Source organism: Lysinibacillus sp. Bpr_S20 (assembly GCF_023337835.1).
Taxonomy (GTDB): Bacteria; Bacillota; Bacilli; order Bacillales_A; family Planococcaceae; genus Lysinibacillus.
Window position 1 is genome coordinate 780,592 of record NZ_JALNLQ010000001.1, and the last position, 25,550, is coordinate 806,141.

Sequence of the window (25,550 nt, forward strand, 5' to 3'; positions counted from 1 at the left end):
TTCCGTCACTTCGACTGCTTTATCCGTCGCAATGCCACTTCTTTCCGTCGTCCAGGCAATTGTATCCGTCCCTTCCTGTCGGTACCGTCGCTCCGGCCAATCTATCCGTCACATCGACAGATATATCCGTCGCATAGCCACAACATTCCGTCGTTCAAGCTGCTGTATCCTTCACTTCGTGTCTTCAAATCAAATTAAATTTAAAAAATACTAGTACGTGACTGTTTCATTACAACCGACTAAAAATAAACTAAACAATGCAACAAATAATAAAGAGGTTTTTTTCATCAATATACCACCTTTTCAATTTGGAAAATCGATCAAAATTAATGGGTTTGATTTATGCGAAAAAAATATTAAGAATTTATTTGGTATTACTAATATTACCAGTTATGATCTCGCATTTACAGTTTAATGGAAGAAGTAAATGTAGAATGAATAAAATAGGAATATCGACAAAGTGTATACATTTGTATACAATAAAAATGTAATTAAGCGTATACAAATGTATACATATAGAGGAGGGTAATATGAGAAGTGAAAAAATGAAGGAATTTAGAGAAGAGGGACATCATCGTGGGGGACGCCATAGAGGAAGAGACGGCTCACAACGTGGACCTAAAACTTTCCGACGTGGAAGAGCTATTGCTTTTTTAGAGATGATGAATTTAAAGCGTGCAACGATTAAGCAACAACTAGAACAACCAGAGTTTCAATCGATTCAGCCAATATTAGTCGGTGAATTAAAAGCCATTGATATGGTCATCAACGAGTTCATTCAATTATTTGAAATACATGAAAGTGAAACAGTGGATACCCCCGACAGTCAAGAAGACGAAAAATCTTTAAATCATGATGAAGAAGGGAATAATCAGAATGAAAATAATTAATCATTACATTGATTCAGTGTTTTATAAGCAAGACGCTATGTTAGAGGAGGTTATTACATCTATCGAAGAAAACGGAATGCCCGCCATTTCTGTATCGGCTTCCTCTGGAAAGCTTTTAACAATGCTTGTCTCGATGAGTGGCGCTAAAAACATTCTTGAAGTAGGGGCTCTCGGTGGATATAGTGGCATTTGTCTGGCTAGAGGGTTCGGCAATGATGGAACATTAACTTCTCTAGAATTAGAGGAAAAATACGCGCAGCTGGCTTATAATAATTTAGCGAAGGCAGGTTTTGGTGAACAAGTGACATATATAACGGGACCTGCATTGCAAAGCCTTGAAAAACTGGTGCAAAGTAATGAACGATTCGATTTTTTCTTTATTGATGCTGATAAAGAGAATTATGAAAACTATTTAAATTATTGTGTACAGCTTGCAAATCCCGATGCTATGATCGTTTCCGATAATGTTCTTGCGAATGGGAGTGTGGCAGACCCAAATATCCAACCAAAACGTTATACGGAATTAATGAAGAAGTTTAATCTAGCGGTAGCAAACCATCCCCAATTAGAGTCGATTATTATTCCAATCGGTGATGGTATGACACTTTCAAAAGTGAAGAAGTAAGCACCATTTTGTTATTAGGAGGCACTGACGGACTGCATGTTAGTGCTTTTTTGCTTGCTATATTTTTTTAACCTACAAGTTTAAATGAAACCATGCAAAAAATATAAGGGCCACATTAGTGACCCTTATTATGGCTAAATTAGGCTTTCATTATGAAGAAATTAAAACTAGTTTTGGGCAATCACTATCCCAAAATTCTAGCATTAACTAATTTTCGTTCCGTTTGGTACAGGCTGATCAGGAGCTAATAAAATCACATCTCCTTCTTCAGGAACGCCGCCAATCACTAAAACTTCAGATTTAAAGCCTGCTACACGACGAGGAGGGAAATTAACGATCGCCACTACTTGTTTATTTATAATTCCTTCTGGCGTATAGCGTTTAGTAATTTGTGCAGAGGATTGCTTGATGCCAAGATCTTCTCCAAAATCAATTTTCATTTTAATAGCAGGAACTCTTGCTTTTGTAAGTTCTTCTGCTTGGATAACAGTACCAATTCTAATATCAAGATTCACAAAGTCTTCTATAGTTGCCATAAAAAATACTCCTTACTTTTCAATTTGTATAAACTCTTGTAAATTCTTTTCGATGAAAGTATTTATTTTTTCTATAGTAGTTGGATAAATATTTTCGAATATTGCATATAGCGATTCAAATGATGCATGGAGCTCATTGTTATCATTTAATTCATCTCGAGTGATTGCAAAATTCTCTAATGTAGTAGGGTGATTATGTCGTTTTAGTTCTTGTTCAATTTTCTCAAGGAGTAAAAGAAAAGGTTCATCATGAAAATACGTAAAACATGATTTAATCGATGCCCAAATTTTAGGCTGAGCCAAGAAATAAGCACTCCACCAATAAAATTCGATTAGAGATTTACTAATATGATTAGAATAAACATTAAACATAAATAATGCTCTTTGGCCTTCCGTAAGTTCCTCATAAAAATGTTCTTTCACACCGATAGTAGTTTCTTCAGACATTCTTACCTTATAAATCTTAATGAGTGGTTCGAAACACCTTTGACTTAGACTAGAGCTGTTAAACTCAAAATCCTTTTCTTTTACATTTATTATCAAAATAATCACACTCCTTGCCAATAATATAACATTATGGAATTGGAATGTGCAGCGTTATTTACTTACATTTTGGATTGTTAGTGGTTTTATACCAGTTAAAAGTGCAAAATTTAAAGCATTTTTTACTGTAAACCTCAAATAATAAAGAGTAGAAATAATGAAATGCAGGAGGTGAAAACTTGAGGAAATTTTATCTGTTAATTGCATTATGCACATTTGGGCTACTCTTATTTTTTGTAAATGAAAAATCTTTTGCAGACAAGGGTAGGAAATATTACGAAAAAGCAGGGCAGATTTTGTGGGATATTAATACAGATGAAAAAGTGATCGCCTTAACCTTTGATGATGGTCCTCATAAAAAGTACACACCTGACATTTTAGATATTTTAGACAAGTATAATGCAAAGGCTACATTCTTTATTGTAGGTGAAAACGCAGAGAAAAATCCTGAGCTGGCTTACCGTATACACGAAGAAGGACATGAACTAGCCATTCACACATATACGCACCCTTTTAGAACAAATGTCTCCAATTTGATAAAAGAAATAAAACAAACGCATGCAACAATTTTTGGTATTACTGGTTATGCCCCTGTGTTATTTAGACCAGTTGAAGGTCAATACACAGATTCGATGATTGATGCAATAGCAAAGGAAGGGTATAAAGTGGTTATGTGGTCATGGCATTTAGATACTTTTGATTGGAAAAGTCCTGGAGAAAAGAAAATTATCAATACGGTTTTAAAAGGTGCAAAGCCTGGAAGTGTTGTGTTATTTCATGACGGCGGTGGAAATCGTGAACAAACAGTGAAAGCATTAGAAAAAATCTTACCAGAGCTAGAAGACCAGGGATATAAATTTGTAACGATTTCAGAGTTGCTGGAGATTCAAAAATTAAGTAAAAAGGATGGAAATAATAAATAATATATAGGCAGGGCTCATTTTTTTATATAACCTGGGCTTTGCTTTTTTATTTGAACCTGGTGTATTCGATCCTTGCTAGGTTAGCGGCGCAATTTTATAGTTTGACGGCGTTCTCCAAAACATGTTGGCTCTTGGCAAACCTAGTGGCGCAATTTTATGGTTTAGCGGCGATCCTTGCTAGGTTAGCGGCGCAATTTTATGGTTTAGCGGCGTTCTTCCTTCAGTTAGCGGCGCAACTCACACTTTTTGCGGCGAACCCAATATGTGCAGGACAATTTGGCAAAAATTCTTTGCTGTACTTTTTATCGAAAAATAGTATGCCTAATGAAAAGTTTTTCATCTAATGGATGCGTTCCCTTTAGAAATTTAATATAATTAGAAAATACAGTATTTTCTAAAAAGGAGGGGAAAAGATGAAACAAATTATTGCATTAGGAGGAGGAGGCTTTTCTATGGAGCCTCATAATCCGTTATTAGATACATATATTTTACAACAATCTAACAAAGCGAATCCTAAAATTTGCTTTGTTCCTACGGCAAGTGGAGATTCAGAAAATTATATATCAAGATTTTATTCCTTTTTTCACTCACAGCCATGTACTCCGTCCCACTTATCACTTTTTTCTCCACCTACTCGGGATTTGGAAAGTTTTGTGTTGGACAAGGATATTATTTATGTAGGGGGAGGCAATACAAAAAACCTTTTAGCTTTATGGAAAGAATGGTCTTTAGATGCCATTTTTAAAACTGCTTGGCATGAGGGAATCGTGTTAACGGGCATTAGTGCTGGCTCAATTTGTTGGTTTGAAGAAGGAATAACAGATTCATTCGGGGAAGATTTAGAGCCGATAAAATGCTTAGGTTTTCTTCCGGGTAGTAACTGTCCTCATTATGATGGAGAAATCCATCGCAGACCAGCATATCACGATTTGATGAAAGCTAAAAAACTCTCATCTGGAATTGCCGCAGATGACGGGGTAGCCGTTCATTTTATCGATCAAGAAATCCATAAAATCATCAGTTCAAAACCTAATGGTAAAGCATATAAGGTCTCCTTGAATCAAGAAATTAATGAGCAAGCGTTACCTGTTGACTATTTAGGAAGTATTTAATAACTTCAAACAAAAAGCTACCTCATGATTTTTTAAGAGAAGTTAATGCTCTCCATAAATGGCTTCTATAGTATTCCTGAGGCGAAAAATTCAGTAGCTAAGACGAAACAAAATATGGTATCAAACATATAATAAGGATAGGGGGATGCTGGGTGAAATATTTATTAATTGGTCTTTTCTTATCACTTTGCGGTGTTTTAATATCGATCATTTTGTGGGGGATGGAAAAGAGTTATTTAGTGTCAGGCACGGTTGGCTGTATCTTTATTGTCATTTCAATGATTTTTTCAGGAGCCATGGTTAGTGGGGACAGGATGAGGGCTAACTTTGCTACCGAAACAACAGACCATCGAGACGAACGCAATAAATTTACTTTAAATTCCTTATATATTGCTATACCAAATATTGTTGTGGCGGTTTTATTTTATTATTTAAATAAATGATATTTAATTGGCCGCCGTAGGAGAAGTAAAGCATTTTATGGAACAAAGAGCATGATAAAAGCTGAACAATCTGAAATAAAAGGTCACTCGGACAATAGTGACCTTTTTTTGTTTTCACTGTAGTATGTTAGGCTGGTTTTTTATCCTACTATTACTAGGTATGTGATATTTAGCAAAAGCGGTTTTGGAAAAGATTAATTGTGACAATGATAAATAGCCTTAACTTTTTCATTAAAGACCTGAATAGAAATTAAAGTATTAAAAAATTTAATACATGAATGTTGCACCAACAATAATTAAAAGGATGAAAAGAACTACAATTAAGGCGAATGCTGAACCAGTACCTCTGCCGCCATAGCCATAACCACCGCCATAGCCACAACCGCCGCCGTAACCGCCGTCATAGCCACCACCGTAGCCTCCGTAACAGCAGTTACCATAATTTCCACCGTAGTATCCCATGAAATATCCCCCCCTTCTACAATCATAGTATGCTTGGGTGTTGAAAGGAGGGGAGGTATTCAACTAGATAATACAGATTTACCGAGTGAGAAAACCCATTGCTTTAGGTGTGGATGAAATAAGGTTGCATTTTTTCCAAAATTCTACTCTTTCATGGTTTAAAAGTCAAAATGCTTCTTCGAAATTTTTATAGAATAATAAAAATGAAACTATTACTCATGTCAATCGTAAAAAATAAGGAAGGCTCTAGGAGGTGTTTTGCTATGTCGGTTATTGGATGGATTGTGCTAACTTTTTCCATTGTATGTTTCTTACCTTTCTTTATCTGGCTTTCTGCTAGTTATTTAAGGTACGGTGATCAATCAAAAAGAAAAAATAACTATTGGTTATTCTTAATGTTAGCTGGATTATTAAATTCTTTGAATTTATTCTTGTTTAAGATTCAAGATACATATTTCTTAGCAGTAATAGTCATTATCATTTTAATGTTTAGCCTATACATGTTTTTAATTGTTCGGAAAGATAAAAGGAAGGTATCGTTTAGATAAATTAACCTAGATAGAATGACTAACAAATCGATTGGTGAAACAGTGACACCATTTGAAAACTATGAAAGAGAATATCCCAAAGCTAGTTTTATACGAAAATAATAAACAGGAAAATGAAAATACTTTAAAAAAATTCGCTTAATAATCACCAAAAAGTGGAATCTTCTTCTTTTTTCTTAAGAAACAGGAGTTTTACCAAATGCGGAATTACTTACTTTATTTTTTATTATTAATCATAATTTTTATAGCAATGGTGGACACTTGGGGTGAAACGAATAAAACAATTATGTATGGAGTTGCGCTTATAAGTGTTGTTAGCTTAATAATTTTAAAAATCAACAGAAAAAAGTAAAATTTAGCATAGATAAGGGTCACTCGAACCAAAGTGACCCTAAACCACAAACTAGGAGGTACAAAGCTAAGTTAGCTTTATACTATTATTAATATGATTTGGTAGCTATGTTTGTATAGTGAAATGCCTGTGAATGAGATTAAAAAATAAAATATACAGGTAAATAAAAGTAATGCATCCACAATGATCACAGACCATAATAGCCTATTTTTCCATATTTATTTACTAAAACATAATTTTCCGCTGAAGTACAGCTTACATATAAGAAGGCTTAATACTTAAAGCTGCTTGTAATACTATGTGTATAAGCTCATGGTCATTAACTACATAAGGAATTTGCTCCGGCTCAACCCAAATGCGGGAAAGCGTTTCATATTCTCGAAGAAATGTGAGACTCTCTTGAATGTCCATGCGATAAAACATTTTTCCGATAAAAGGGTACTTACTTTCAGCGTTGTATAAAGGGTTCTCTTCGTGGCTGACTTCGATGTCTCCTATATAATTGATAGGACCCTTGACATAGCATTCCTCAAATGCCTCTCTATGAAATGCTTCTTCAGGTGTTTCTACTTTTTCTATATGACCTCCAGGAAAGTTAAATCCTCTCCCGTCAAAATGAACTAACAAAACATTCCCTTGATAAAAACAAATCCCATGTACACTTGTTACTTTGTTGTAATCCTCAATCATTTTGCTGAAACAGTAATCACATCGATTGAATAGAGATGGTATAATTTAACGATGCCGTTTCTTTCTCGGTGGAAGGAGTTCGAGAGGATACATATGATTGTGTAAAAATAAAGGGTAGGGAGGATTAATATGTTAAAAGATTGGACGTTATTTGAGAAAACATGGTTAATAATTTCAGTAGCAATTATCACATTTTTAGGATTTTTGTGGAACGACACTTTACTAGGAATGATTTCATCTATTGCCGGAATCATCTGTGTGGTATTGGTAGCTAAAGGGAAGATTTCGAGTTATTTGTTCGGCATCATTCAATGTTCAACTTATGGCTATATTTCATATACATATGGACTTTATGGAGAGTCGATGTTAAACCTCTTATTTTTCTTACCATCTCAGTTTATAGGTTTTTATTTATGGTGGAAAAACCGTAAAAATGCTAATCAAATAAACGGGGAAGATGTTTATGCAAAACGCTTAAATCGTAAACAATGGATGTACGTTTTAGTTTTTGTAGTTGTTTCATATATTGGTTATTCGGCATTCCTTGCAAAAGTAGGCGCAAATTTAGCTGGTTTAGATGGGTTAGCAGTAGTTCTTTCAGTAGTAGCACAGTTATTGCTAGTGTTACGTTTTGCAGAGCAATGGTTAATGTGGATTATCATTAACGTGATTACCATCACTCTTTGGATTGTTATTTTAGTGCGCAGCGGAGGAAACGATTGGACTTTATTAGCAATGTGGGTAGCCTTCTTAATTAATTCTATTTACGGATATGTTAACTGGCTACGTATTAGTAAAGTCGAGAGGAATGAGGCGCAATGAATTACGGCGTACAAGTAAACGAGTATGAGGGAAAGACAATAGGCTATTATGGAGGGAAGTTTCTGCCTTTCCATTACGGCCATTTAGATTGCATATTAAAAGCACAGTCTATGGTAGATATTCTATTTGTAGTTGTAGGGTATGATGTCCTTCACGACGGTAAAATCTGTGAAGGTACTAAATTTGAACATGTAAATCACCGAGTACGAGAGCGTTGGATTACGAAGGAGTTAAAGGAATTCAAAAATATTAGGGTATTGTCACAATATGAAAGACGATCAGATGAATACATGAATGACACTTCTATTGAGCAATCGTATACGGAACTTCTAAATAAAATCGGCGGAAAGATTGACATTGTATTTAGTAGTGAGAAAGAATATGACGATTACTTTGAGAGATACCTTCCTGGCATTCAACACGTAGGTTTAGATGAAGGTAGAACTGACCGTCCTATTTCAGCTACGCAAATTCGGCATGAAGGAGTGTATGCCAAGTGGAACTTTTTGCCGAAGTCAGTACAAGAATATTACACAAAACGGGTAGCGATTTGTGGTATTGAATCCGTTGGAAAGTCGCATTTAACAAAAATGCTAGCGAAGCATTTTCATACGAATTATGTTGGGGAGTATGGACGATCTTATTATGATGAAATAAACGGTTTTCAAGACATTTCACACCCTAACGATTATATAGATATTGCAGTAGGGCATTGTCATTTAATCAATGATGCTAGTAAAAAATCTAACAAACTGTTATTGATAGATACAGACCTTTCTTACACTCAATTCTTTCATTTCTTAGAGAACGAGCGTTACAACAAGGTGATTGATGAATTAATTAGAGCAAAAGCTGAAGGAATTGCAAAATATATTTATATCGAACCGCATAACTTTCATGAGTTAGACGGTACTCGTAGACATTTAACGAAAGAAGAACGTCATTCGCGAAATAATTTACTTAAAACGATTTACGACTATTACGAAATCGAATTAGTAATTGTCGATGAGGAGGACAGAAATAAGCGTTTCGAAAAATGCGTTGAGGCGATTACAAACCTGTTTTAATGAATGGTGATTCGAATAAACTAGTTTACAACTAAACAAAAATACAAAAAGAGTCACATTTAACTAAGTGTGGCTTTTTTTTATGCATTTACTAACTAGTAGTGGAAGCTTTCTTAATATTAGTCGATTAAGGTGCTGCTATATTTGACATCCAGTTTACGCAACGAAAGAGGTGGTACTATGCAATTAACAGATGGTACATGGACATTTGATTCTGAAGAGATCGATGAAGCCGCAAAGAAATTACAACGAGATGAGCAGGAGCGGGAAATGCTAAATGCTTTTGCTCGGTATGCTTACCTTCGTTACAAGCAGATTCGGGATTGTGTAAATCCTCGTAAATGTAAATACATGAGAATTGATCAAGTACGTGAACAATTAAAATCACCCGCTAAACTACGAAAAGTGAGCACCCTATTTACGATTTCAGAAGAAGAAGTGCTATACATTGTAGATTTTGTGAAAAAGTATTTGAAGTATGTGAAATAAATCAAAAAACTCCCGGTCAATCATTTTAACCGGGAGCGTATCATTTTATTTAAACAGGCAGTTCATCACTTAAGTGCCAGATTAATTTTTCATGTAGTTCATTGACTTTGAGGGATTGTTTCACGGGATAGCAAATGAGTTTCTTCCATAAATAATTCTAAAAAGTTCATCGCATACTTTGCTAAATAGCGATCTTTTGGCCAAACAATATTCGCATTGGATTGGATATTACAATTAGCAAAATTAATAATTCTAATATCTCTAATTGAAAATTTTTCGAGACTTGCTTTTGGTAAAATCGTTACCCCCAATCCTTCACTTATTAAGGAAATGACCATTGCAATATCAATACATTCACAAATAATATTAGGCTCAAAACCATGACTTTTAAATTCATCGATAATAATGCGAAACGTATTACAACTACGATGACGATAAAAAGAAAGAAACGGTAAGTTTTTTAAATCTTCCATACGAATTGGGTTCGGTAAATTCCATTTTGCAGGAGTGGCAAGTACAAACTCCTTAAATTCTAAATCTATCGAAGAGAAATTTTCATCTTCAATTGGTTGCTGCAGTACAGCTAAATCGATTTCTTTACTTAAAAGACTTTTCGTTAAGAAAAATGTATCTCCTTCAATAATCTTGAAGCATAAATTAGGGTATCTTTCGCGCATCAGCTTAATTTTTTCAGGTAGGTAAGATAAACAAGTTTGATCTGCGCCAATCGATAATACCCCCTTTAGCCCTTCACCAACTTCTTTTATTTCCAAAATCGTATCTTCAAAATTAGCTAATAATGCTTTTCCTTTTTCATATAAAATTTTTCCTGGTTCAGTAAGCTCTAATGTTCTACCATTTCGATCCAGTAGTTTACAATTTAATTCTTTCTCCATAAATTTCAATTGATTGCTAAGTGGTGGTTGTGCCATATGCAATCTTTTGGCGGCTTTCGTAATTTGTTTTTCTTCAACAATTGTAATGAAATAATTTAATTGTCTTAAATCCATTACTCTCTCACCCCTATACTTAAAATTAAATAGTTTATGCAATTTGTATACTTCATCTGTATAGTAACACTTTTTCGAGTATTTTCGTAATATTTGTTAGACATTTCTGACTTTTTGGATAAATAATCCACAAAAACACAGAATTAATAAGGGTTTTGCGGATTTTTAAATAGTGTGTTTTTTATGTAATTTATATAACAATAAAAGTACGAGTATACCTAAAACGTATATATATGAATTTTTTATATATATTTTTAGTATTTATCATTTATTAAAATACATGTTATTCTTTTGAATAATCGAAATCTGAAAATTCTGCCTAATGTAGCTGATAAGCTTCAATAATCTAATTTTATCTTATTATTTAAGCAAAATAATATATTGCAGATATCATCAAAGGTTTTTATTTTCGTTAGAGAGGCTATACATACCGTCATTTTAAAAGGGGATGCGGTTTTATAGGAATAAAAAATTTTTAAGGGGTGTAGGATTTATGAAAAAGACTTTATTGTCTCTATTCCTATTGATGGGGGCACTATTGCTTGTGGCCTGTAGTTCATCTTCGGGGAAAGGTGATGCATCTTCCGCCAGTACAGGTTCTGAAGCATCAGCTAATTCAATCAAAATTGCTGGAATCTTCTCAGCATCTGGTGGGGCAGCTGCTCTAGGGGAACCAGAAATGCAAACGTTGAAGATGTTAGTCGATCAAAAAAATGAGGATGGAGGTATTAACGGTCGAAAAATTGATTTAGTCACATATGATGACAAATCTGACCAAAATGAAGCCATTCTTTCGATGAAAAAAGCATTAACGCAAGAAAAAGTATCGATTGTTATCGGAGGGACAACAAGTGGTAACTCATTAGCGATGTTACCTTTGGCAGAGCAAAATCAAGTACCTTACATTTCTGTTGCTGCCAGTAAACAAATTTACATGAATGAAAATGGACAAGCACGCAAATGGGTATTCAAAATGCCACAAGATGATCAACAAGCTGTGGAGCGAATTTTACAATATTTAAAAGATAATAACTTAACGAAAGTTGCCTGGTTAAACGTTGCGAATTCTTTTGGAACTGGTGGTCACGAAGAATTTGTTAAACACATGGCAAATTACGGTGTGAAATCAGTAATTGAAGATGAATTTGAAGCGACAGTCACAGATGCAAAACCACTGTTAACTCGTGTGAAAAAAGCAAATCCTGATGCAATAATTGTATGGGGAACCGTACAAGAGTCAGCGGTTGTCATTAAAAATATTCGTGAATTATCACTTGATTTACCAGTTCTTGCAAGTCATGGTGTTGCAACGGGTCAATTTATCGAAGTAGCTGGTGAGGCAGCAAACGATGTGGTGTTGCCAACTGGTAAATTATTAATTGCGGACAAATTAGAAGATTCAAATCCACAAAAAGAATTATTATCAGCGTATAACGAAGCTTTCACAGCAAAATACAATAAACCAGCAAGTACATTTGGTGCGTATGCAGCAGATGCTTTCTCGATAGCTACGAAAGCAATTGAAGCAAAAGGCAGTGATAGCGCTGCACTTCGAGATTACATTGAGCAAGAACTAGGTGAATATATAGGCTTGACAGGTACATTTAACATTACTGCGGATAATCATATGGGATTGAGTCCGGATAGTTTTGCTATGGTACGAATTGTTGATGGAAAGTGGACTTTAGAAGACAAATAAATGGTTAATCAACACACCTCAATAAAATACAAATTTAGTGAACAGTGGTGTCTCTCCATCACTGTTCATTAAATTATTAGCTTAGTAATCCCGAAATGAATGGAGTGAACGACATATGGAAACATTTTCTCAAATGTTGCAATTATTATTTTCAGGCTTAACTATAGGAGCCATTTATGCATTGATTGCGGTTGGATTTGTCATTATTTATAACGTGACAGGCATCCTTAATTTTGCACAAGGTGAATTTGCCATGTTTGGTGCTTTAATTAGTATTTCACTGGTGAAAGCTAATCTACCATTATGGTTAGCTATTATTTTAAGTATCGTCATTGTGGCGGCAATTGGCGCTGTATTTGAACGAACAGCAATTCATACAGCACGTAAATCATCCATGACAACACTCATAATCATTACAATTGGTGTATCCATTGCATTTCGAGGTATTGCGATTTTAATTTGGGGAACACAGGCCCAAACATTACCGCCGTTTACGGATAATACACCTATAAAATTTTTAGAAGCTGTATTGCTTCCGCAAAATTTATGGGCAATTGGTCTATCAATCGTTATTCTAATCGTAATGATGTACTTCTTTAACTTTACATTTACAGGGAAATCATTAACGGCTTGTGTTGTAAATCCATTTGCTGCACGCCTAATGGGGATCAACCCAAATAAAATGTCATTGATTGCTGTTGTAGTAAGTGCTGGTGTGGGGGCTTTAGCGGGTACAGTTATCGCGCCGATTTCCGGTGCTTCCTACGATATGGGGATGATGCTTGGCATAAAAGCGTTTGTAGCAGCAGTTGTTGGTGGTTTAACAAATGCCCCTGCTGCAATTGCTGGTGCCTTTCTAATTGGAATTATTGAAGCATTTACAGAGGGGTTATGGTCATCTGGATTAAAAGATGTAGTGAGTTTCTCTTTATTGCTTTTAATTTTGTTTATAAAACCAGAAGGCCTATTTGCGAAAGCTTCTGGAAAACGTGTATAGGGAGGTTACAACTATGAACAAAAAAGGCTTAAAGCTTATCTATAATAACAGCTTAGTTGGACCAAGTATTTTTTTCGCACTATTATTTTGTATCCCACTAGTTGGATCAAATTATACACTCGCTATTTTTACGATGATTGGTTTTTATGCATTAATATGTATTGGTTTAACGATGCTAACAGGCTATGCGGGACAAATTTCACTAGGGCATGCGGCCTTCTATGGAATTGGTGCCTACACGTCTGCTTATATGACAGCTACATTAGGGTTTTCTCCCTGGCTAGCAATATTGGTAGGAGCGCTCATTTCTGCGCTTGTTGCATTATTAATCGGAATTCCTACCTTTAAGTTGAAAGGCTATTATTTAGCATTAGCAACTCTAGGATTTGGAATTATTGTTTACACAGCATTTAAAGAATTAACATCCATTACAGGTGGCTCGAATGGCTTCTTTGGGATACCGTCTATTCATTTATTCGGCTTTGAATTCGTTACAGATCAAAGTTATTTTTATCTTATTTGGCTATTTGTTTTTATGGCACTTGTTTTTTCACGGAATATTATACATTCAAGAATCGGGCGTGGCCTACGTTCGATTGAGGGAAGTGAGATTGCTGCAGATGCCGTTGGTGTAAATTTAATGAAATATAAATTACAAATTTTTGTGACAAGTGCTATTTTCACATCTATTTCAGGTTCATTATTAGCACACTATGTATCATTTATTAACCCAAATTTATTCACAGCCAATACCTCCATTTATTTATTAATAATGGTTATTATCGGTGGGTTAAGTAATATTTGGGGTGCCATTGTCGGTTCAGCTGCGTACGTTTTACTTGGAGAATTATTAAAACACTTTGTGCCAGTTTTCTTTCCTAACATTGGTGGGGAATTCGAAATCGTATTCTTCGGTTTATTACTAGTCTTAACATTAATATATATGCCTAATGGCTTAGTTCCTCAATTTATGAAAATTGCCAGAAAGCTTAACAAGAAAGAACGCCATGCATCGATTGCGTTCACAATTGATACGCAAGCTACAGGGGGGAAAGCAAATGACTAACAAAGAACTTATCTTAAGTGTCGAAAACTTAACGAAAGTATTTGGAGGAGTTGTTGCGGTAGATAATGTGTCCTTCACGATTAATAAAGGTGAAATATTCGCAGTTATTGGTCCTAACGGTGCAGGGAAAACAACACTTTTCAATATGATAACAGGGGTCTTGCCAAGTTCATCAGGAAATGTCTATTTCCAAGGCAAGCGGTTAACAAGCAAAAAGCCTTATCAAATAGCACAAGCAGGTGTTACAAGAACATTTCAGAACCTAGAAGTTTTCGATAATATGACCGTTATCGAGAATGTCATGACCGGTGCCCATATTGCGATGAAAACAAATATTTTAACGGCTGGGTTACGTTTACCAACTGTCGTGAAAGAAGAAGTTGATACGATGGAAAGAGCATTACAATGTTTAAAAGATGTAGGTATTGCTGAGTTTGCCTATGAAATGGCAGATAAATTACCTTATGGCAGCCAACGACTTCTTGAAATTGCACGTGCGGCAATCTCTAAACCTCAATTGATTTTATTAGATGAACCAATGGCGGGCCTAAATGCTGAGGAATCAAGGCAATTAGTAGAAGTCATATTAAGAATGCGCGCTGAAGGAATGACTTTTTTATTCGTCGAGCATGATATGGAAACCGTTATGTCTATTTCAGATCGTTTAGTTGTTGTAGATAACGGGGTCAAAATTGGAGAAGGTACGCCAGAAGAGATTTACAAAAATCCAAAGGTTGTGGCAGCGTACTTAGGCGATGATGAAGCGGAAGAAGGTGCGGTTTATGCTTAAAGTCGAAAATTTACATACTTATCACGGGCATTTACATGTTCTTGATGGTATTGACTTTGAACTAGTAGAAGGAGAGTTATTATCGATTGTTGGATCAAATGGTGCGGGGAAAAGTACACTTCTCGGCACATTAGCGGGTGTGTATTCACCGAGAGAAGGAAAAATTGAATACAAAGGGATAGATATTACGAAAGACGGTGTACAAAAGACAGTTGTCAATGGGATATGTTTAGTGCCAGAGCGAAGACAGATTTTTTCTGCATTATCTGTTAAGGACAATTTGATGCTTGGTGCTTATCATCGCTATAGGAGAGATAAAAAAACGGTTCATCGAGACTACGAGGGAATCGTGGAGTTATTTCCGCGCTTAAAGCAAATGCTTAATCGCCCAGGAGGTTTACTTTCGGGTGGAGAACAGCAAATGGTGGCAATTGGGCGAGGTTTAATGGCCAACCCCAAAGTTTTGATGCTTGATGAGCCATCATTAGGACTCGCTCCTTTAATCGTCAAAGACATTATGAATATTTTACGTAGATTATGTGATGAACGAGGTGTCACGATTATTTTGGTAGAGCAAAATGTAAAAGCTGCTTTGAAGGTGGCTGATCGTGCCTGCGTGTTAGCTCATGGGAAGATGGCCATTTCAGGTACAGCACAAGAGCTGTTGAATGATCCGAAAATCCAAGAAGCGTACTTCGGTAAACCCCATACAACGTCGAAAAATATTATGCAGGTATAAAATAGCTTCATCGAGATTCCTCCTTGTTGTAACAAGTGAGGGATTTTACTATGTCAAAAAAATGTGAGAAACCTCTTGATTAGAGGTCACTCACATCTCTTCCAGTTATTCGATGAAACTTTCGTTTTTACGATAAACCATAGCTTCCATTGTGGCACATAATTCATCGTTGCTCCAAACATGAATCCGATACCAGGCTAAACGGTGCGTTTTTTTTACCTCTTCTGCGACAGCGGTTAGTTGCTGTCCTGCCAAACCTGCGCTCATGTAATGTATGGTATTCGTAACACCGACAGCCGTCTTACCGTAAGAATTACTAGCCGCTGCAAATGCGTAGTCAGCTAAAGAAAAAATAATGCCTCCATGTACAGTACCATGTGTATTGAGCATATGAGGTTTTGGAAAAAGTGTCACTTTTGCAAAGCCAGCTTTTAATTCAACTAATTCTATCCCTAAATAATTCGCGTATGGCTCCTTTGATAAAGCTTGAAAAATTTCATCATAATATTTTTCGTGTTGTTGTGACTCAGTTAATGTCAATGTAAATCCCCCTTTGTAAATAAAAATGTGTTCATCATTCATGAATAAGTAAAATTCTGCATACAAAATAAAAACGAATGAAATAAAAGTGATATGCAAAATCAATTTAACACCTATTTTGGGGAAAGTAAACGTATTATTATAGTTTTGCTTAATTATTTTGAGTTTTCTGTCTATTTTGTATTTTTATTTAAATATCTCTTATTAATAGTGGACTAGAAGGGGAACTTTACAGGTTGCTTTTTGTGTTTATGAATAAATAGTATTCAAGATAAAACGTTTATAGACGACTAATTAATCAACTATAACCAGAAAAAATAAAATATATTGACAATTCGGACAAATTTGTTTTATCTTAATATTAATGACGAAATTAAAACTCTCGTAATTAATTTGTTATATTTGATGTATTGTAATAGCATAAAGGGGGCTAGGAAAATGTATCATCTAGAAATAGAAACAGCTTCAAGGGGAGAAATGGCAAGAATTCAGCTAGAGCGATTAAAAGCAACAGTTGAAAAAGTTTATAACAATACACCATTCTACAAGGAACAGTTTGATCACCTTGGCGTTAAACCGGCTGATATTGAAAGTTTAGAAGATATTCGCAAATTGCCATTTACTAATAAAGTAAATCTACGTGAGCAATATCCATTTAAACTTTTTGCAGTACCGATGGATGATGTAGTCCGCATTCACGGTTCTTCGGGAACTAGTGGAAAACCAACAATTGTTGGTTATACAAAAAATGATATTGAGATGTGGTCGGGACTTTTAGCTCGCGCTATTGTTACCGCAGGGGGACGTAAATCAGATATTTTTCATAATGCTTATGGCTATGGTCTATTTACTGGTGGGATGGGTTTACACTACGGAGCGGAAACTTTAGGAGCAGCAGTTGTACCGGTTTCAGGTGGTAATACAGAACGTCAAATTACATTAATTGAAGATTTTAAACCACGAGGCATCGCGGGTACACCTTCTTATATTTTAACCATCGCTGAAAAGATGGAGGAAATGGGAATTGATCCAGCAGCGAACGGGATTGAATATGGAATTTTTGGGGCAGAGCCTTGGTCAGAGGAAATGCGCCGTGCCATTGAGGATAAATTTAAAATTCGCGCAATGGATATTTATGGTTTAAGTGAAGTGCTAGGTCCAGGCGTATCAATTGAATGCTACGAAGCTCAAAATGGTTTACATATAGCAGAGGATCATTTTTTAGTAGAAGTTATCGATCCTGATACATTAGAGCCTGTAACCGATGGAGAAGACGGAGAATTGGTTATCACAAGTTTAACGAAGGAAGCGCTACCAATTATTCGATATCGTACAGGTGATATTACATCGATTACACGTGAAAAATGTAAATGTGGACGTACAACAATGCGTATGGCACGTGTTAAGGGACGTACAGATGACATGCTGATTATTCGAGGAGTCAATATTTTCCCATCTGAAATTGAGCGTGAGTTATTGCAAATTGAAGGGTTAGCACCTCATTATCAAATCCATTTATTGAAAAAAGGAAATATGGATGCGATCGAACTTCATGTTGAGTTAACACCGAAGTTATACGAAAAAGTAGGAGGTGACCTAAGCCATCCTCTAATACAATTGTTAATGAAGGAAATCAAGCACGATTTAAAAAATGCATGTTTAATTTCTGTTAGTCTTGTCATTGAAAATATTGGTTCTATTCCACGCTCTGAAGGAAAAGCAATTCGTGTCATTGATAGAAGAATGGAACATAAGGAGGTTCTTCAATGATTGATACTGAGCTAATAAAAGATGTGACCATTATAGGTGGGGGACCCGTTGGTATGTTTGCTGCCTTCTATGGTGGTATGCGAGGCATGAGCGTCAAAATTCTCGAAAGCCTTCCTCAACTGGGTGGCCAGTTAGCTGCTCTTTATCCAGAAAAATATATTTATGATATTGCGGGCTTTCCGAAAATTCGTGCACAAGATCTTATCAATAATTTAAAAGAACAAATGAATATTTTCCCAGTGGATGTCTGTACGAATGAATCTGTACAAACAATCGAAAAAGATGCAAACGGTATTTTTAAGCTTAAAACGACTACGGGTACTCATTATTCACGTACAATACTGATTACTGCCGGAAACGGTGCGTTTAAAGTTCGTACGCTTGAATTTGAAGGGGAAGAAAAGTATGCAGAATGTAATTTGCATTACTTCATTAATGATCTCAATGCTTTTAAAGACCGAAACGTGATGGTTTTTGGTGGCGGTGATTCAGCAGTAGATTGGGCAATGATGCTAGAACCAATTGCTAAAAAGGTCTCTATTGTCCATAGACGAGATAAATTCCGTGCACATGAGCATAGCGTAGAAAAGTTAATGCAATCATCGGTTGAGGTGATCACACCTTATGTACCTGAAGAACTTATAGGGGAAGATTGCATTACACAAGTTAAATTAAAACATGCAAAAGATGAAACACAACAACCAATCTATGGAGTCGATGATATAATCGTGAATTTTGGTTTTGTTTCCTCTTTAGGTGCCATTAAAGATTGGGGCTTAGAAATTAACAAAAACTCCATCGTCGTTAATTCACGCATGGAAACTAACATTCCGGGTATTTATGCGGCAGGTGATATTTGCACATATGAAGGGAAAGTAAAGTTAATTGTTAGTGGGTTTGGAGAGGCGCCTACTGCTATTAGTAACGCAAAAGTATACATTGATCCAACATCTAAAGTGCAGCCGTTGCATAGTACGAGTCTAATGGAGGAAAAAAAGAAACAAATTACTTAACGCTATAGGTTTGTGAAAGGAATGAGTATATGCCGAAATTCACTAGAGTAGATCAAGATACATGTATTGCTTGTGGGGCATGTGGCGCATCGGCTCCGGATATTTTTGACTATAATGACGAAGGAATAGCCTTTGTTATTTTAGACAATAACAAAGGTTCTAAAGAAGTTCCGATAGATTTATATGATGATTTAGAGGATGCAATGGAAGGCTGTCCAACAGAATCAATTAAAGTAGCAAACGATAATAAAATCTTGTTGGAAGTGTGATTTTTTTTGCCCTCCAACATAACATAATGGTAACGGTTATCGGGAAAAGGTTATATAAGGAGGCTTTTATTATGAGTGTCGTTACACAATTGTCTGAACAAGAATTACAAGAGCAATTCGAGGCGCGGATTGCTGCGGGTGAAAAGATTGAAGTAGACGATTGGATGCCAGAAGAATATCGCTTGGCACTAATCAAATTAATTTCGATGCATGGTATTAGTGAAATTATGGGTGCTCTTCCTGAGAAAGAGTGGGTTCCGAAAGCACCGACTTTATATCGAAAGCTAGGCATTATGGCAAAGGTTCAAGATGAGATGGGGCATGGTCAATTATTATTACGCGTAGCAGAGGATTTGCTTAAACCATATGGTAAAAATCGCGGCGATTTAATGATTGATTTATTCGAAGGACGTCTAAAGTTCCACAACGTATTCCATATGGAAACAAAATCATGGGGGGATGCGGGGTTGATTGGCTGGCTTGTTGACGGTTCGGCCATTATTTCACAAACCAACATGTTAGGTTCTTCATACGGACCTTATGCGCGTGCATTACAACGTATATGTGCAGAAGAAGTATTCCATGCACAACACGGTGAAGCCATTATTATGGCTCTGGTAGAGGGGACACCTGAGCAGCGTGCACTTGTACAAGATGCGTTAAATCGCTGGTGGGAATCACTATTATTTTTCTTTGGTCCAGCTTCAAAGGACACAACAGGTACAAGCAAACAAGATATAACCATTAAATATAAAATTCGTGTCCAAACGAATGAAGAGCTACGCCAAAGCTTTTTATCTAAATACATTCCTCGTATTCAATCGATAGGCTTGACAGTGCCAGATCCAACTTTGCACTTTGATGAAGCACAAAATAAATGGATATACCAAGAGCCAAACTGGGAAATTTTCAAAAAAATCCAACGCAACGAAGGTCCATGTTCACAAGAACGCTTAGCTCTTCGCCGTTCATCCTATGAAAATAACGCTTGGGTACGGGAAGCATTAACCGCACTAGTAAATTAACTCTTTAGAGAGGAGGATCATCGTGGAAAAGCAATCTTTCTATCAAGAATTTGAAGTATTTAGCAAACGAACACCAACATCAAATTTTCAACATCAGTTTAGCCTTTTAGCACCGAATGGAGAAATGGCGTTAGTTATGGCACAGGAAAACTTTATGCGTCGTGAGCCTGTGGTAGACATTTGGGTAGTCAATCGTAAACATTTACACGGTCTAACCCAAGTCAATAAACAAGCGCTGCAGCGACTAGACAATAAAGATTACCGTACAACAAAAGGCTACGGCTATTTAAAGAAAAAATGGCGTCACTATGAACAAGTCATGCTAGACGAAAAAGAAATTCTATCTTGGGGCGGGGGAGGGAAAAAAGATGACAAATGAAATAACGCCTGAATATAAAAAGGCAGTCCTTACAGTACTTTATCAATTAGCGGATGACGATTACTTATTTTCCTATCGTGGCTCTGAGTGGCTTGGGCTGGCGCCGCATATTGAGGAAGATGTAGCATTCTCCTCCATAACACAAGACACAATGGGACACGCAAAATTATATTATACGCTTTTAGAAGAGCTTGGCGAAGGTTCTGCAGATTCATTAGCCCAGCTACGACCGAAAGAGGAGCGTTGTAACAGTCTACTTGTAGAACGCCCGAATGGAGAAGGTTACTACAAAGAAGCACCGAATTATGATTGGGGATACGCAGTTGCGCGTAATTATATCTATACAACGGCGAAAAAAGCGAAGATTGATGCACTCAAAGCAAGCAGCTATGCACCCATCAGAGAAGTGGCTGTGAAAATAAGTACCGAACTTTATTATCATCAAATGCACTGGACAACGTGGTTTACGCAACTATGTACAGCAACAGAAACATCACGTTCCCGTATGATGAAAGCATTACAAGAAGTAATAAAAGATGCCGGTGATTTATTGTCATTTGGCAAATCAGTTAAGCATATTACAGCATGTGAATTAATAGAATCAGAAGTGGCTATAAAAGAGCGTTGGCTAGCCATTGTAACACCAACTTTTGAAGCGGTGGAAATCGCTATACCTGTATTACCTGATCCGATCATTAATGGTCGAGACGGGCAACATACTGATGATTTAACTTCGGCTATTGAGACAATGTCAGAGGTGTATCGATCAGATTTGGCGGCAAGCTGGTAACGATCTATTGCAAAAAAGGAGGATAACGATGGCAACTACGGGTCTGCACGAAGCACACATCTATGAAGTACTCGATGCAGTGAAGGACCCTGAAATTGATACGGTGAGTATTATTGACCTTGGCATGATTGAGCGTGTGCAAGTGAATGATGGTCATATCCGTATTGAAGTGCTACCAACATTTTCAGGATGTCCTGCATTGACAATTATTCAACAAAATATAAAAAAAGCAGTCGAACAACTAGATGGCGTTCGGGAAGTGAGTGTCGTGTTTATCAATCATCCTACTTGGACTTCTGATCGTGTAACAGAAAAGGGACGAGAAGGACTAAAGAAATTCGGTATTGCACCACCACCTCGTTTTTTAAAAGAAGACGGCTCTTGGCATGTAGATTGCCCTTACTGTGGCTCTACCTATGTCACGCTAGAAAATATTTTTGGTCCAACAGCTTGTCGTAGTATTTTATATTGCAAAAGCTGTAAAAATCCATTTGAAGCAATGAAAATAATTTCTACTTCCATGTAGACAAAGGAGCGTATTTTAAGATGGCTAAATTAATCGCGTTATATAAACACCCTGTTGATAAAGAGGCATTTGATGAGCATTACGAAAAAGTTCATACGCCAATTACTGCGAAAATACCAGGTTTGCGTGAAATGAAAGTAACGAAATTTAATTCAACTCCGATGGGAACAGAAACACCGTATTACTTAATGTGTGAAATGACCTATGATAGCCCAGAAGATTTAAAGAATGGACTAAGGTCACCAGAAGGGAAAGCGTCGGGCAAAGATTTAATGAGCTTTGCAAGTGATATCGTCACATTAATCATCGGTGAAGATGCATAATGACAGCATTCACATTTATTGAAGTAACGATTGACAGTGGGATAGGGTTTATTAACTTAAACCGTCCTCGCCAATACAATTCATTAAATCGTGCCATGGTACGGGAAATTATGCAGGCGATGGAATTGTTTGACCGTGACGAAGGCGTACAGGTCATCGTTTTAGCCGGAAATGGAAAAGCGTTTTCATCCGGTGCAGATATTGATGAAATGGTCGCAGACAACACGGTGCGTTTAGAACTTTTAAATCAATTCGCTGATTGGGATCGTATAGGGCAAATTAAAAAGCCTATTATCGGTAGTGTGAAAGGATTCGTTTTCGGAGGTGGCTTTGAATTAGCCCTTTGTTGTGATGTATTAATCGCAGCAGAGGGTACAGAATTTAGCTTCCCTGAAATAAACCTTGGCGTTATGCCGGGTGCGGGTGGTACACAGCGTTTAACAAAATTAGTAGGGCGAACGAAAGCATTAGAGTGGATTTGGAGCGCAGCAAGGATTACTGCTGATGAAGCGCTCGCATATGGCATTATCAACAAGGTAGTACAACCAGAGATATTAATAGAAGAAACACATAAAACAGCGACACTGCTCGCACAAAAGCCAGCTCTCGCTTTACGTCTTATTAAAGAAGCTGTTAACAAAGCTGTCGACTACTCGCTTTATGAAGGTATGCAGTTTGAACGAAAAAATTTCTATTTATTATTCTCTTCAGAAGATCAAAAAGAAGGCATGCAAGCATTTGTTGAAAAACGTCAACCGAACTTTAAGGGGAGATAATTATGTTTGAAACTATACAATACGAACTAAAAGAATCCGTAGCTTATATTTCATTAAATCGTCCCGACACATTAAATGCATTCACTGCACAGATGAATCATGAAATACGTACTGCCGTCAAACAAGCATCATTAAATGATGAAGTACGTTGTATTGTACTTCGTGGTGAAGGACGCGCATTTTGTTCAGGACAAGATCTTTCAGCTATTGGCGAAGATATGAAACTTGGTGATATTTTAACAGATAACTATGGTCCGATGGTTCAACAGTTACATAGCTGTGAAAAACCGATTATCGCAGCTGTGAATGGTGCAGCTGCAGGTGCTGGCTTTAGTTTAGCGCTTGCTGCAGACTTCCGTGTAATGTCGGAAAAATCATTCTTTATGAATGCCTTTATCCACGTAGGGTTGATTCCTGATTCTGGGAATCTATACTACTTAAAACGATTAGTTGGCGATGCTAAAGCACTTGAAATTTCCATACTTGGTCAACGTATTAAAGCACAGGAAGCCAAACAATTAGGTTTAACAACTGCTGTCTATAGCAATGAAACATTTGAAGATGACGTTCATTCATTCGCGCAACAGATTGTCCAGTTACCGACAAAAGCAATCGGCCTTATTAAACGTAATATCAAGGCAGCAGAACACTTAAAGTTCGAAGATTTCCTTGTTTATGAAGCACAAAGCCAAAGTATTGCCGGAGCGACAGATGATCATCAAGAAGGTATGAAAGCATTTGCAGAAAAAAGACAGCCTCAATTTAATGGACAATAAAAAGGAGTGAATGATAATGACACAACAAGTACAAGAGAAAGTATTAGTGAAACGCGATTTTTATCATTTAATTATTAATGGCGAAAAGGTAGAGAGCAGTAATGGTGAGACATTCCAAACGATAAATCCTGCGACAGGTGAAGTCGTAGCGACTGTCGCAAAAGCTTCCCAGGAAGACGCTGAGCGTGCGGTGCAAGCAGCTCGCCAAGCATTTGATTTCGGAAAGTGGAAGCAATATCCAGTTAATCGTCGTGCACAGGTGCTCCATAAGATTGCTACTATTATGCGCTCTCGCTTTAATGAAATCGTAGAGCTTGAGATGCTAGATACCGGGAAATCCCTTGGCACTGCGCAGGGCCAAGTAAACCAAGCAATAGAAGATTTCGAATTTTACGCAGGCGCGATTGTTGGCCATCGTGGAGCCGTAAATAATATGCCAGGTCAATTTCATAATTACACTGAAAAAGAGCCTGTCGGAGTATGTGCCCAAATTGTTCCTTGGAATTACCCACTTATGATGGCTGCTTGGAAAATTGCCCCAGCCATTGCTGTTGGCTGTTCCGTTATTGTTAAACCAGCTTCTTTAACGCCTCTAACAGCAATCGTGTTAGGTGAAATTTGTCTAGAAGCAGGTGTACCAGCAGGGGTTGTGAATATCATTCCTGGTTCAGGTAAAGATGTAGGGAATTACTTAGTGGAGCATCAGCAAGTCGATAAAGTGGCCTTCACAGGTTCCACACCAGTCGGAAAAGGAATTATGGAAAAAGCTTCTCAAACATTAAAACGCGTTACATTAGAGCTAGGTGGGAAATCACCAAATCTAGTGTTTGAAGATGCTGATATTGATGCGGCGGTAGATGGTTCGTTGTACGGCATTTTCTATAACTCAGGGCAATCTTGCGAGGCACGTTCACGCTTATACGTACACAAAGACATTTATGATGAGTTTTTAGAAAAATTTGTTGCCAAAACAAAAGCAATTAAACTAGGTGATCCATTCGATAAAGGTACTCACATGGGGGCAATTATCGACCAAGACCAATTAAATACAATCGATGGCTATGTGAAATCTGCCGTTGAAGAGGGAGCAACCATTTTAACAGGTGGCAAAGTGGCGGCTGTAGAGGGCTTTGAAAATGGTTTCTGGTATGAACCAACTATTATTACAGACGTAACGCAATCCATGAAAGTTGTGCGTGAAGAAATATTTGGTCCAGTAGTAGTTGTTATGCCATTTAGCGATGAAAAAGAAGCGATTCGACTAGCAAATGATTCAGAGTTTGGTTTAGGCTCAGCAGTTTGGTCTAAAGATGGGGCACGTGCTACTCGTGTTGCAAATCAAATCCAAGCAGGAATCGTAATGGTCAATTGCCCATTCTCCGCAATGCCAGGTACCCCATTTGGCGGGTATAAACAATCTGGTTTCGGACGTGAGCTATGTATCGAAACATTAGATTTATATACAGAGACGAAAAGTATCATTTCATATTATGGTAGTCGCCCACTAAATCCACTTGGCGTCTAACCCCACAAAAACCATATGCGATGAGATATCTTTAC

At 36.9% G+C, this 25,550-nt stretch carries 30 protein-coding genes; 24 read left to right on the forward strand and 6 right to left on the reverse strand.

Annotated features, from left to right (window positions below; genetic code table 11):
- Window positions 1-530: 530 nt before the first annotated feature.
- Together MWJ95_RS03850 and MWJ95_RS03855 are read left to right on the forward strand one after the other, a co-directional pair.
- Entirely contained in the window at window positions 531-890 is a 360-nt protein-coding gene (locus MWJ95_RS03850; protein ID WP_249104389.1) for a hypothetical protein, read from the forward strand.
- Entirely contained in the window at window positions 877-1,515 is a 639-nt protein-coding gene (locus MWJ95_RS03855) for an O-methyltransferase (protein ID WP_249104391.1), read from the forward strand. The genes MWJ95_RS03850 and MWJ95_RS03855 overlap by 14 nt, the downstream gene beginning before the upstream one ends.
- Window positions 1,516-1,718: 203 nt before the next feature.
- Here MWJ95_RS03855 and csaA read toward each other — a convergent pair whose 3' ends face one another.
- Together csaA and MWJ95_RS03865 are read right to left on the reverse strand one after the other, a co-directional pair.
- Window positions 1,719-2,051 carry a chaperone CsaA gene (gene csaA / locus MWJ95_RS03860; protein ID WP_249104392.1) on the reverse strand — a complete coding sequence of 111 codons (333 nt, stop codon included), beginning with the start codon at window positions 2,049-2,051 and terminating at the stop codon, window positions 1,719-1,721.
- 12 nt (window positions 2,052-2,063) lie between these two features.
- The gene (locus MWJ95_RS03865; RefSeq protein ID WP_249104394.1) at window positions 2,064-2,594 is read right to left on the reverse strand and encodes a hypothetical protein; all 531 of its coding nucleotides are present in this window, start codon (window positions 2,592-2,594) and stop codon (window positions 2,064-2,066) included.
- Window positions 2,595-2,773: 179 nt separating this feature from the next.
- On the opposite strand from MWJ95_RS03865, the gene MWJ95_RS03870 reads away from it, so the two are divergent.
- From MWJ95_RS03870 to MWJ95_RS03880, 3 genes are all read left to right on the forward strand, one after another.
- Window positions 2,774-3,517, forward strand: coding sequence for a polysaccharide deacetylase family protein (locus tag MWJ95_RS03870; RefSeq protein ID WP_249104395.1), 744 nt, complete (start codon window positions 2,774-2,776; stop codon window positions 3,515-3,517).
- Between the two features lie 413 nt (window positions 3,518-3,930).
- Window positions 3,931-4,629: a Type 1 glutamine amidotransferase-like domain-containing protein gene (locus MWJ95_RS03875; protein WP_249072397.1), complete on the forward strand. Its 699-nt coding sequence runs from the start codon at window positions 3,931-3,933 to the stop codon at window positions 4,627-4,629.
- Between the two features lie 152 nt (window positions 4,630-4,781).
- Window positions 4,782-5,072 (forward strand): DUF5316 domain-containing protein, encoded by a 291-nt coding sequence (locus MWJ95_RS03880; protein WP_249104396.1) that lies wholly within the window; start codon window positions 4,782-4,784, stop codon window positions 5,070-5,072.
- Between the two features lie 267 nt (window positions 5,073-5,339).
- Here the strand turns inward: MWJ95_RS03880 and MWJ95_RS03885 are convergent, their stop codons facing one another.
- A complete protein-coding gene (locus MWJ95_RS03885; protein ID WP_249104399.1) occupies window positions 5,340-5,534 on the reverse strand; it encodes a YjcZ family sporulation protein in 195 nt (64 codons plus the stop codon).
- A gap of 1,155 nt (window positions 5,535-6,689) precedes the next feature.
- Window positions 6,690-7,124, reverse strand: coding sequence for an NUDIX hydrolase (locus tag MWJ95_RS03890; protein WP_283175703.1), 435 nt, complete (start codon window positions 7,122-7,124; stop codon window positions 6,690-6,692).
- 129 nt (window positions 7,125-7,253) lie between these two features.
- Between MWJ95_RS03890 and pnuC the strand changes: the two genes are divergently transcribed.
- From pnuC to MWJ95_RS03905, 3 genes are all read left to right on the forward strand, one after another.
- Window positions 7,254-7,946, forward strand: a complete 693-nt coding sequence (pnuC, locus tag MWJ95_RS03895; RefSeq protein WP_249104404.1) for a nicotinamide riboside transporter PnuC — start codon at window positions 7,254-7,256, stop codon at window positions 7,944-7,946.
- Window positions 7,943-9,013, forward strand: coding sequence for a multifunctional transcriptional regulator/nicotinamide-nucleotide adenylyltransferase/ribosylnicotinamide kinase NadR (gene nadR, locus MWJ95_RS03900; RefSeq protein WP_249104407.1), 1,071 nt, complete (start codon window positions 7,943-7,945; stop codon window positions 9,011-9,013). Before pnuC ends, nadR begins: the two co-directional genes overlap by 4 nt.
- Before the next feature lie 180 nt (window positions 9,014-9,193).
- Window positions 9,194-9,502, forward strand: coding sequence for a hypothetical protein (locus tag MWJ95_RS03905; protein WP_249072404.1), 309 nt, complete (start codon window positions 9,194-9,196; stop codon window positions 9,500-9,502).
- A gap of 98 nt (window positions 9,503-9,600) precedes the next feature.
- Here MWJ95_RS03905 and MWJ95_RS03910 read toward each other — a convergent pair whose 3' ends face one another.
- Window positions 9,601-10,512: a LysR family transcriptional regulator gene (locus MWJ95_RS03910; protein ID WP_249072405.1), complete on the reverse strand. Its 912-nt coding sequence runs from the start codon at window positions 10,510-10,512 to the stop codon at window positions 9,601-9,603.
- Between the two features lie 493 nt (window positions 10,513-11,005).
- Here MWJ95_RS03910 and MWJ95_RS03915 point away from each other — a divergent pair, with 493 nt between their 5' ends.
- The 5 genes from MWJ95_RS03915 (at window position 11,006) to MWJ95_RS03935 (ending at window position 15,803) form a co-directional block, all read left to right on the forward strand.
- Window positions 11,006-12,211 carry an ABC transporter substrate-binding protein gene (locus tag MWJ95_RS03915; RefSeq protein WP_249104409.1) on the forward strand — a complete coding sequence of 402 codons (1,206 nt, stop codon included), beginning with the start codon at window positions 11,006-11,008 and terminating at the stop codon, window positions 12,209-12,211.
- Between the two features lie 115 nt (window positions 12,212-12,326).
- Entirely contained in the window at window positions 12,327-13,208 is an 882-nt protein-coding gene (locus tag MWJ95_RS03920; RefSeq protein WP_249104410.1) for a branched-chain amino acid ABC transporter permease, read from the forward strand.
- Window positions 13,209-13,221: 13 nt separating this feature from the next.
- The gene (locus MWJ95_RS03925; RefSeq protein WP_249104412.1) at window positions 13,222-14,274 is read left to right on the forward strand and encodes a branched-chain amino acid ABC transporter permease; all 1,053 of its coding nucleotides are present in this window, start codon (window positions 13,222-13,224) and stop codon (window positions 14,272-14,274) included.
- The gene (locus tag MWJ95_RS03930) at window positions 14,267-15,064 is read left to right on the forward strand and encodes an ABC transporter ATP-binding protein (RefSeq protein ID WP_249072409.1); all 798 of its coding nucleotides are present in this window, start codon (window positions 14,267-14,269) and stop codon (window positions 15,062-15,064) included. Before MWJ95_RS03925 ends, MWJ95_RS03930 begins: the two co-directional genes overlap by 8 nt.
- On the forward strand, window positions 15,057-15,803 hold the full coding sequence (locus tag MWJ95_RS03935; RefSeq protein ID WP_249104414.1) for an ABC transporter ATP-binding protein: 747 nt from the start codon (window positions 15,057-15,059) through the stop codon (window positions 15,801-15,803). The genes MWJ95_RS03930 and MWJ95_RS03935 overlap by 8 nt, the downstream gene beginning before the upstream one ends.
- A 105-nt stretch (window positions 15,804-15,908) precedes the next feature.
- On the opposite strand, the gene MWJ95_RS03940 is transcribed toward MWJ95_RS03935, so the two are convergent.
- Entirely contained in the window at window positions 15,909-16,343 is a 435-nt protein-coding gene (locus MWJ95_RS03940; RefSeq protein WP_249072411.1) for a PaaI family thioesterase, read from the reverse strand.
- Window positions 16,344-16,781: 438 nt separating this feature from the next.
- On the opposite strand from MWJ95_RS03940, the gene MWJ95_RS03945 reads away from it, so the two are divergent.
- The 11 genes from MWJ95_RS03945 to MWJ95_RS03995 all read left to right on the forward strand — a co-directional run bounded on the left by MWJ95_RS03945 (window position 16,782) and on the right by MWJ95_RS03995 (window position 25,515).
- A complete protein-coding gene (locus MWJ95_RS03945; protein WP_249104416.1) occupies window positions 16,782-18,113 on the forward strand; it encodes a phenylacetate--CoA ligase family protein in 1,332 nt (443 codons plus the stop codon).
- Window positions 18,110-19,126, forward strand: a complete 1,017-nt coding sequence (locus MWJ95_RS03950) for an NAD(P)/FAD-dependent oxidoreductase (RefSeq protein WP_249072413.1) — start codon at window positions 18,110-18,112, stop codon at window positions 19,124-19,126. The genes MWJ95_RS03945 and MWJ95_RS03950 overlap by 4 nt, the downstream gene beginning before the upstream one ends.
- A 29-nt stretch (window positions 19,127-19,155) precedes the next feature.
- Complete coding sequence (locus tag MWJ95_RS03955) at window positions 19,156-19,395, forward strand: ferredoxin (RefSeq protein ID WP_249072414.1); 240 nt, start codon at window positions 19,156-19,158, stop codon at window positions 19,393-19,395.
- Window positions 19,396-19,466: 71 nt separating this feature from the next.
- Window positions 19,467-20,420, forward strand: a complete 954-nt coding sequence (gene paaA, locus MWJ95_RS03960; protein ID WP_249072415.1) for a 1,2-phenylacetyl-CoA epoxidase subunit PaaA — start codon at window positions 19,467-19,469, stop codon at window positions 20,418-20,420.
- Between the two features lie 22 nt (window positions 20,421-20,442).
- Window positions 20,443-20,799 (forward strand): 1,2-phenylacetyl-CoA epoxidase subunit PaaB, encoded by a 357-nt coding sequence (paaB, locus tag MWJ95_RS03965; RefSeq protein WP_249072416.1) that lies wholly within the window; start codon window positions 20,443-20,445, stop codon window positions 20,797-20,799.
- On the forward strand, window positions 20,789-21,589 hold the full coding sequence (gene paaC, locus MWJ95_RS03970) for a 1,2-phenylacetyl-CoA epoxidase subunit PaaC (protein ID WP_249104418.1): 801 nt from the start codon (window positions 20,789-20,791) through the stop codon (window positions 21,587-21,589). The genes paaB and paaC overlap by 11 nt, the downstream gene beginning before the upstream one ends.
- Window positions 21,590-21,617: 28 nt before the next feature.
- Window positions 21,618-22,115 (forward strand): 1,2-phenylacetyl-CoA epoxidase subunit PaaD, encoded by a 498-nt coding sequence (gene paaD / locus MWJ95_RS03975; protein ID WP_249072418.1) that lies wholly within the window; start codon window positions 21,618-21,620, stop codon window positions 22,113-22,115.
- A gap of 20 nt (window positions 22,116-22,135) precedes the next feature.
- Window positions 22,136-22,438, forward strand: a complete 303-nt coding sequence (locus MWJ95_RS03980; protein ID WP_249072419.1) for an EthD family reductase — start codon at window positions 22,136-22,138, stop codon at window positions 22,436-22,438.
- Window positions 22,438-23,214, forward strand: a complete 777-nt coding sequence (locus tag MWJ95_RS03985) for an enoyl-CoA hydratase/isomerase family protein (RefSeq protein WP_249072420.1) — start codon at window positions 22,438-22,440, stop codon at window positions 23,212-23,214. The genes MWJ95_RS03980 and MWJ95_RS03985 overlap by 1 nt, the downstream gene beginning before the upstream one ends.
- 2 nt (window positions 23,215-23,216) lie before the next feature.
- On the forward strand, window positions 23,217-23,990 hold the full coding sequence (locus tag MWJ95_RS03990; RefSeq protein ID WP_249104420.1) for an enoyl-CoA hydratase/isomerase family protein: 774 nt from the start codon (window positions 23,217-23,219) through the stop codon (window positions 23,988-23,990).
- A gap of 16 nt (window positions 23,991-24,006) precedes the next feature.
- The gene (locus tag MWJ95_RS03995; protein ID WP_481817339.1) at window positions 24,007-25,515 is read left to right on the forward strand and encodes an aldehyde dehydrogenase family protein; all 1,509 of its coding nucleotides are present in this window, start codon (window positions 24,007-24,009) and stop codon (window positions 25,513-25,515) included.
- Window positions 25,516-25,550 lie beyond the last annotated feature (35 nt).

Excerpts from the sequence above, each read along its gene's own strand:
- MWJ95_RS03850 (WP_249104389.1), top strand. The coding sequence starts at position 531 with ATGAGAAGTGAAAAAATGAAGGAATTTAGAGAAGAGGGACATCATCGT.
- MWJ95_RS03855 (WP_249104391.1), top strand. The coding sequence starts at position 877 with ATGAAAATAATTAATCATTACATTGATTCAGTGTTTTATAAGCAAGAC.
- csaA (WP_249104392.1), bottom strand. The coding sequence starts at position 2,051 with ATGGCAACTATAGAAGACTTTGTGAATCTTGATATTAGAATTGGTACT.
- MWJ95_RS03875 (WP_249072397.1), top strand. The coding sequence starts at position 3,931 with ATGAAACAAATTATTGCATTAGGAGGAGGAGGCTTTTCTATGGAGCCT.
- MWJ95_RS03885 (WP_249104399.1), bottom strand. The coding sequence starts at position 5,534 with ATGGGATACTACGGTGGAAATTATGGTAACTGCTGTTACGGAGGCTAC.
- MWJ95_RS03890 (WP_283175703.1), bottom strand. The coding sequence starts at position 7,124 with ATGATTGAGGATTACAACAAAGTAACAAGTGTACATGGGATTTGTTTT.
- pnuC (WP_249104404.1), top strand. The coding sequence starts at position 7,254 with ATGTTAAAAGATTGGACGTTATTTGAGAAAACATGGTTAATAATTTCA.
- nadR (WP_249104407.1), top strand. The coding sequence starts at position 7,943 with ATGAATTACGGCGTACAAGTAAACGAGTATGAGGGAAAGACAATAGGC.
- MWJ95_RS03905 (WP_249072404.1), top strand. The coding sequence starts at position 9,194 with ATGCAATTAACAGATGGTACATGGACATTTGATTCTGAAGAGATCGAT.
- MWJ95_RS03910 (WP_249072405.1), bottom strand. The coding sequence starts at position 10,512 with ATGGATTTAAGACAATTAAATTATTTCATTACAATTGTTGAAGAAAAA.
- MWJ95_RS03915 (WP_249104409.1), top strand. The coding sequence starts at position 11,006 with ATGAAAAAGACTTTATTGTCTCTATTCCTATTGATGGGGGCACTATTG.
- MWJ95_RS03920 (WP_249104410.1), top strand. The coding sequence starts at position 12,327 with ATGGAAACATTTTCTCAAATGTTGCAATTATTATTTTCAGGCTTAACT.
- MWJ95_RS03925 (WP_249104412.1), top strand. The coding sequence starts at position 13,222 with ATGAACAAAAAAGGCTTAAAGCTTATCTATAATAACAGCTTAGTTGGA.
- MWJ95_RS03930 (WP_249072409.1), top strand. The coding sequence starts at position 14,267 with ATGACTAACAAAGAACTTATCTTAAGTGTCGAAAACTTAACGAAAGTA.
- MWJ95_RS03935 (WP_249104414.1), top strand. The coding sequence starts at position 15,057 with ATGCTTAAAGTCGAAAATTTACATACTTATCACGGGCATTTACATGTT.
- MWJ95_RS03945 (WP_249104416.1), top strand. The coding sequence starts at position 16,782 with ATGTATCATCTAGAAATAGAAACAGCTTCAAGGGGAGAAATGGCAAGA.
- MWJ95_RS03950 (WP_249072413.1), top strand. The coding sequence starts at position 18,110 with ATGATTGATACTGAGCTAATAAAAGATGTGACCATTATAGGTGGGGGA.
- MWJ95_RS03955 (WP_249072414.1), top strand. The coding sequence starts at position 19,156 with ATGCCGAAATTCACTAGAGTAGATCAAGATACATGTATTGCTTGTGGG.
- paaA (WP_249072415.1), top strand. The coding sequence starts at position 19,467 with ATGAGTGTCGTTACACAATTGTCTGAACAAGAATTACAAGAGCAATTC.
- paaC (WP_249104418.1), top strand. The coding sequence starts at position 20,789 with ATGACAAATGAAATAACGCCTGAATATAAAAAGGCAGTCCTTACAGTA.
- paaD (WP_249072418.1), top strand. The coding sequence starts at position 21,618 with ATGGCAACTACGGGTCTGCACGAAGCACACATCTATGAAGTACTCGAT.
- MWJ95_RS03980 (WP_249072419.1), top strand. The coding sequence starts at position 22,136 with ATGGCTAAATTAATCGCGTTATATAAACACCCTGTTGATAAAGAGGCA.
- MWJ95_RS03985 (WP_249072420.1), top strand. The coding sequence starts at position 22,438 with ATGACAGCATTCACATTTATTGAAGTAACGATTGACAGTGGGATAGGG.
- MWJ95_RS03990 (WP_249104420.1), top strand. The coding sequence starts at position 23,217 with ATGTTTGAAACTATACAATACGAACTAAAAGAATCCGTAGCTTATATT.
- MWJ95_RS03995 (WP_481817339.1), top strand. The coding sequence starts at position 24,007 with ATGACACAACAAGTACAAGAGAAAGTATTAGTGAAACGCGATTTTTAT.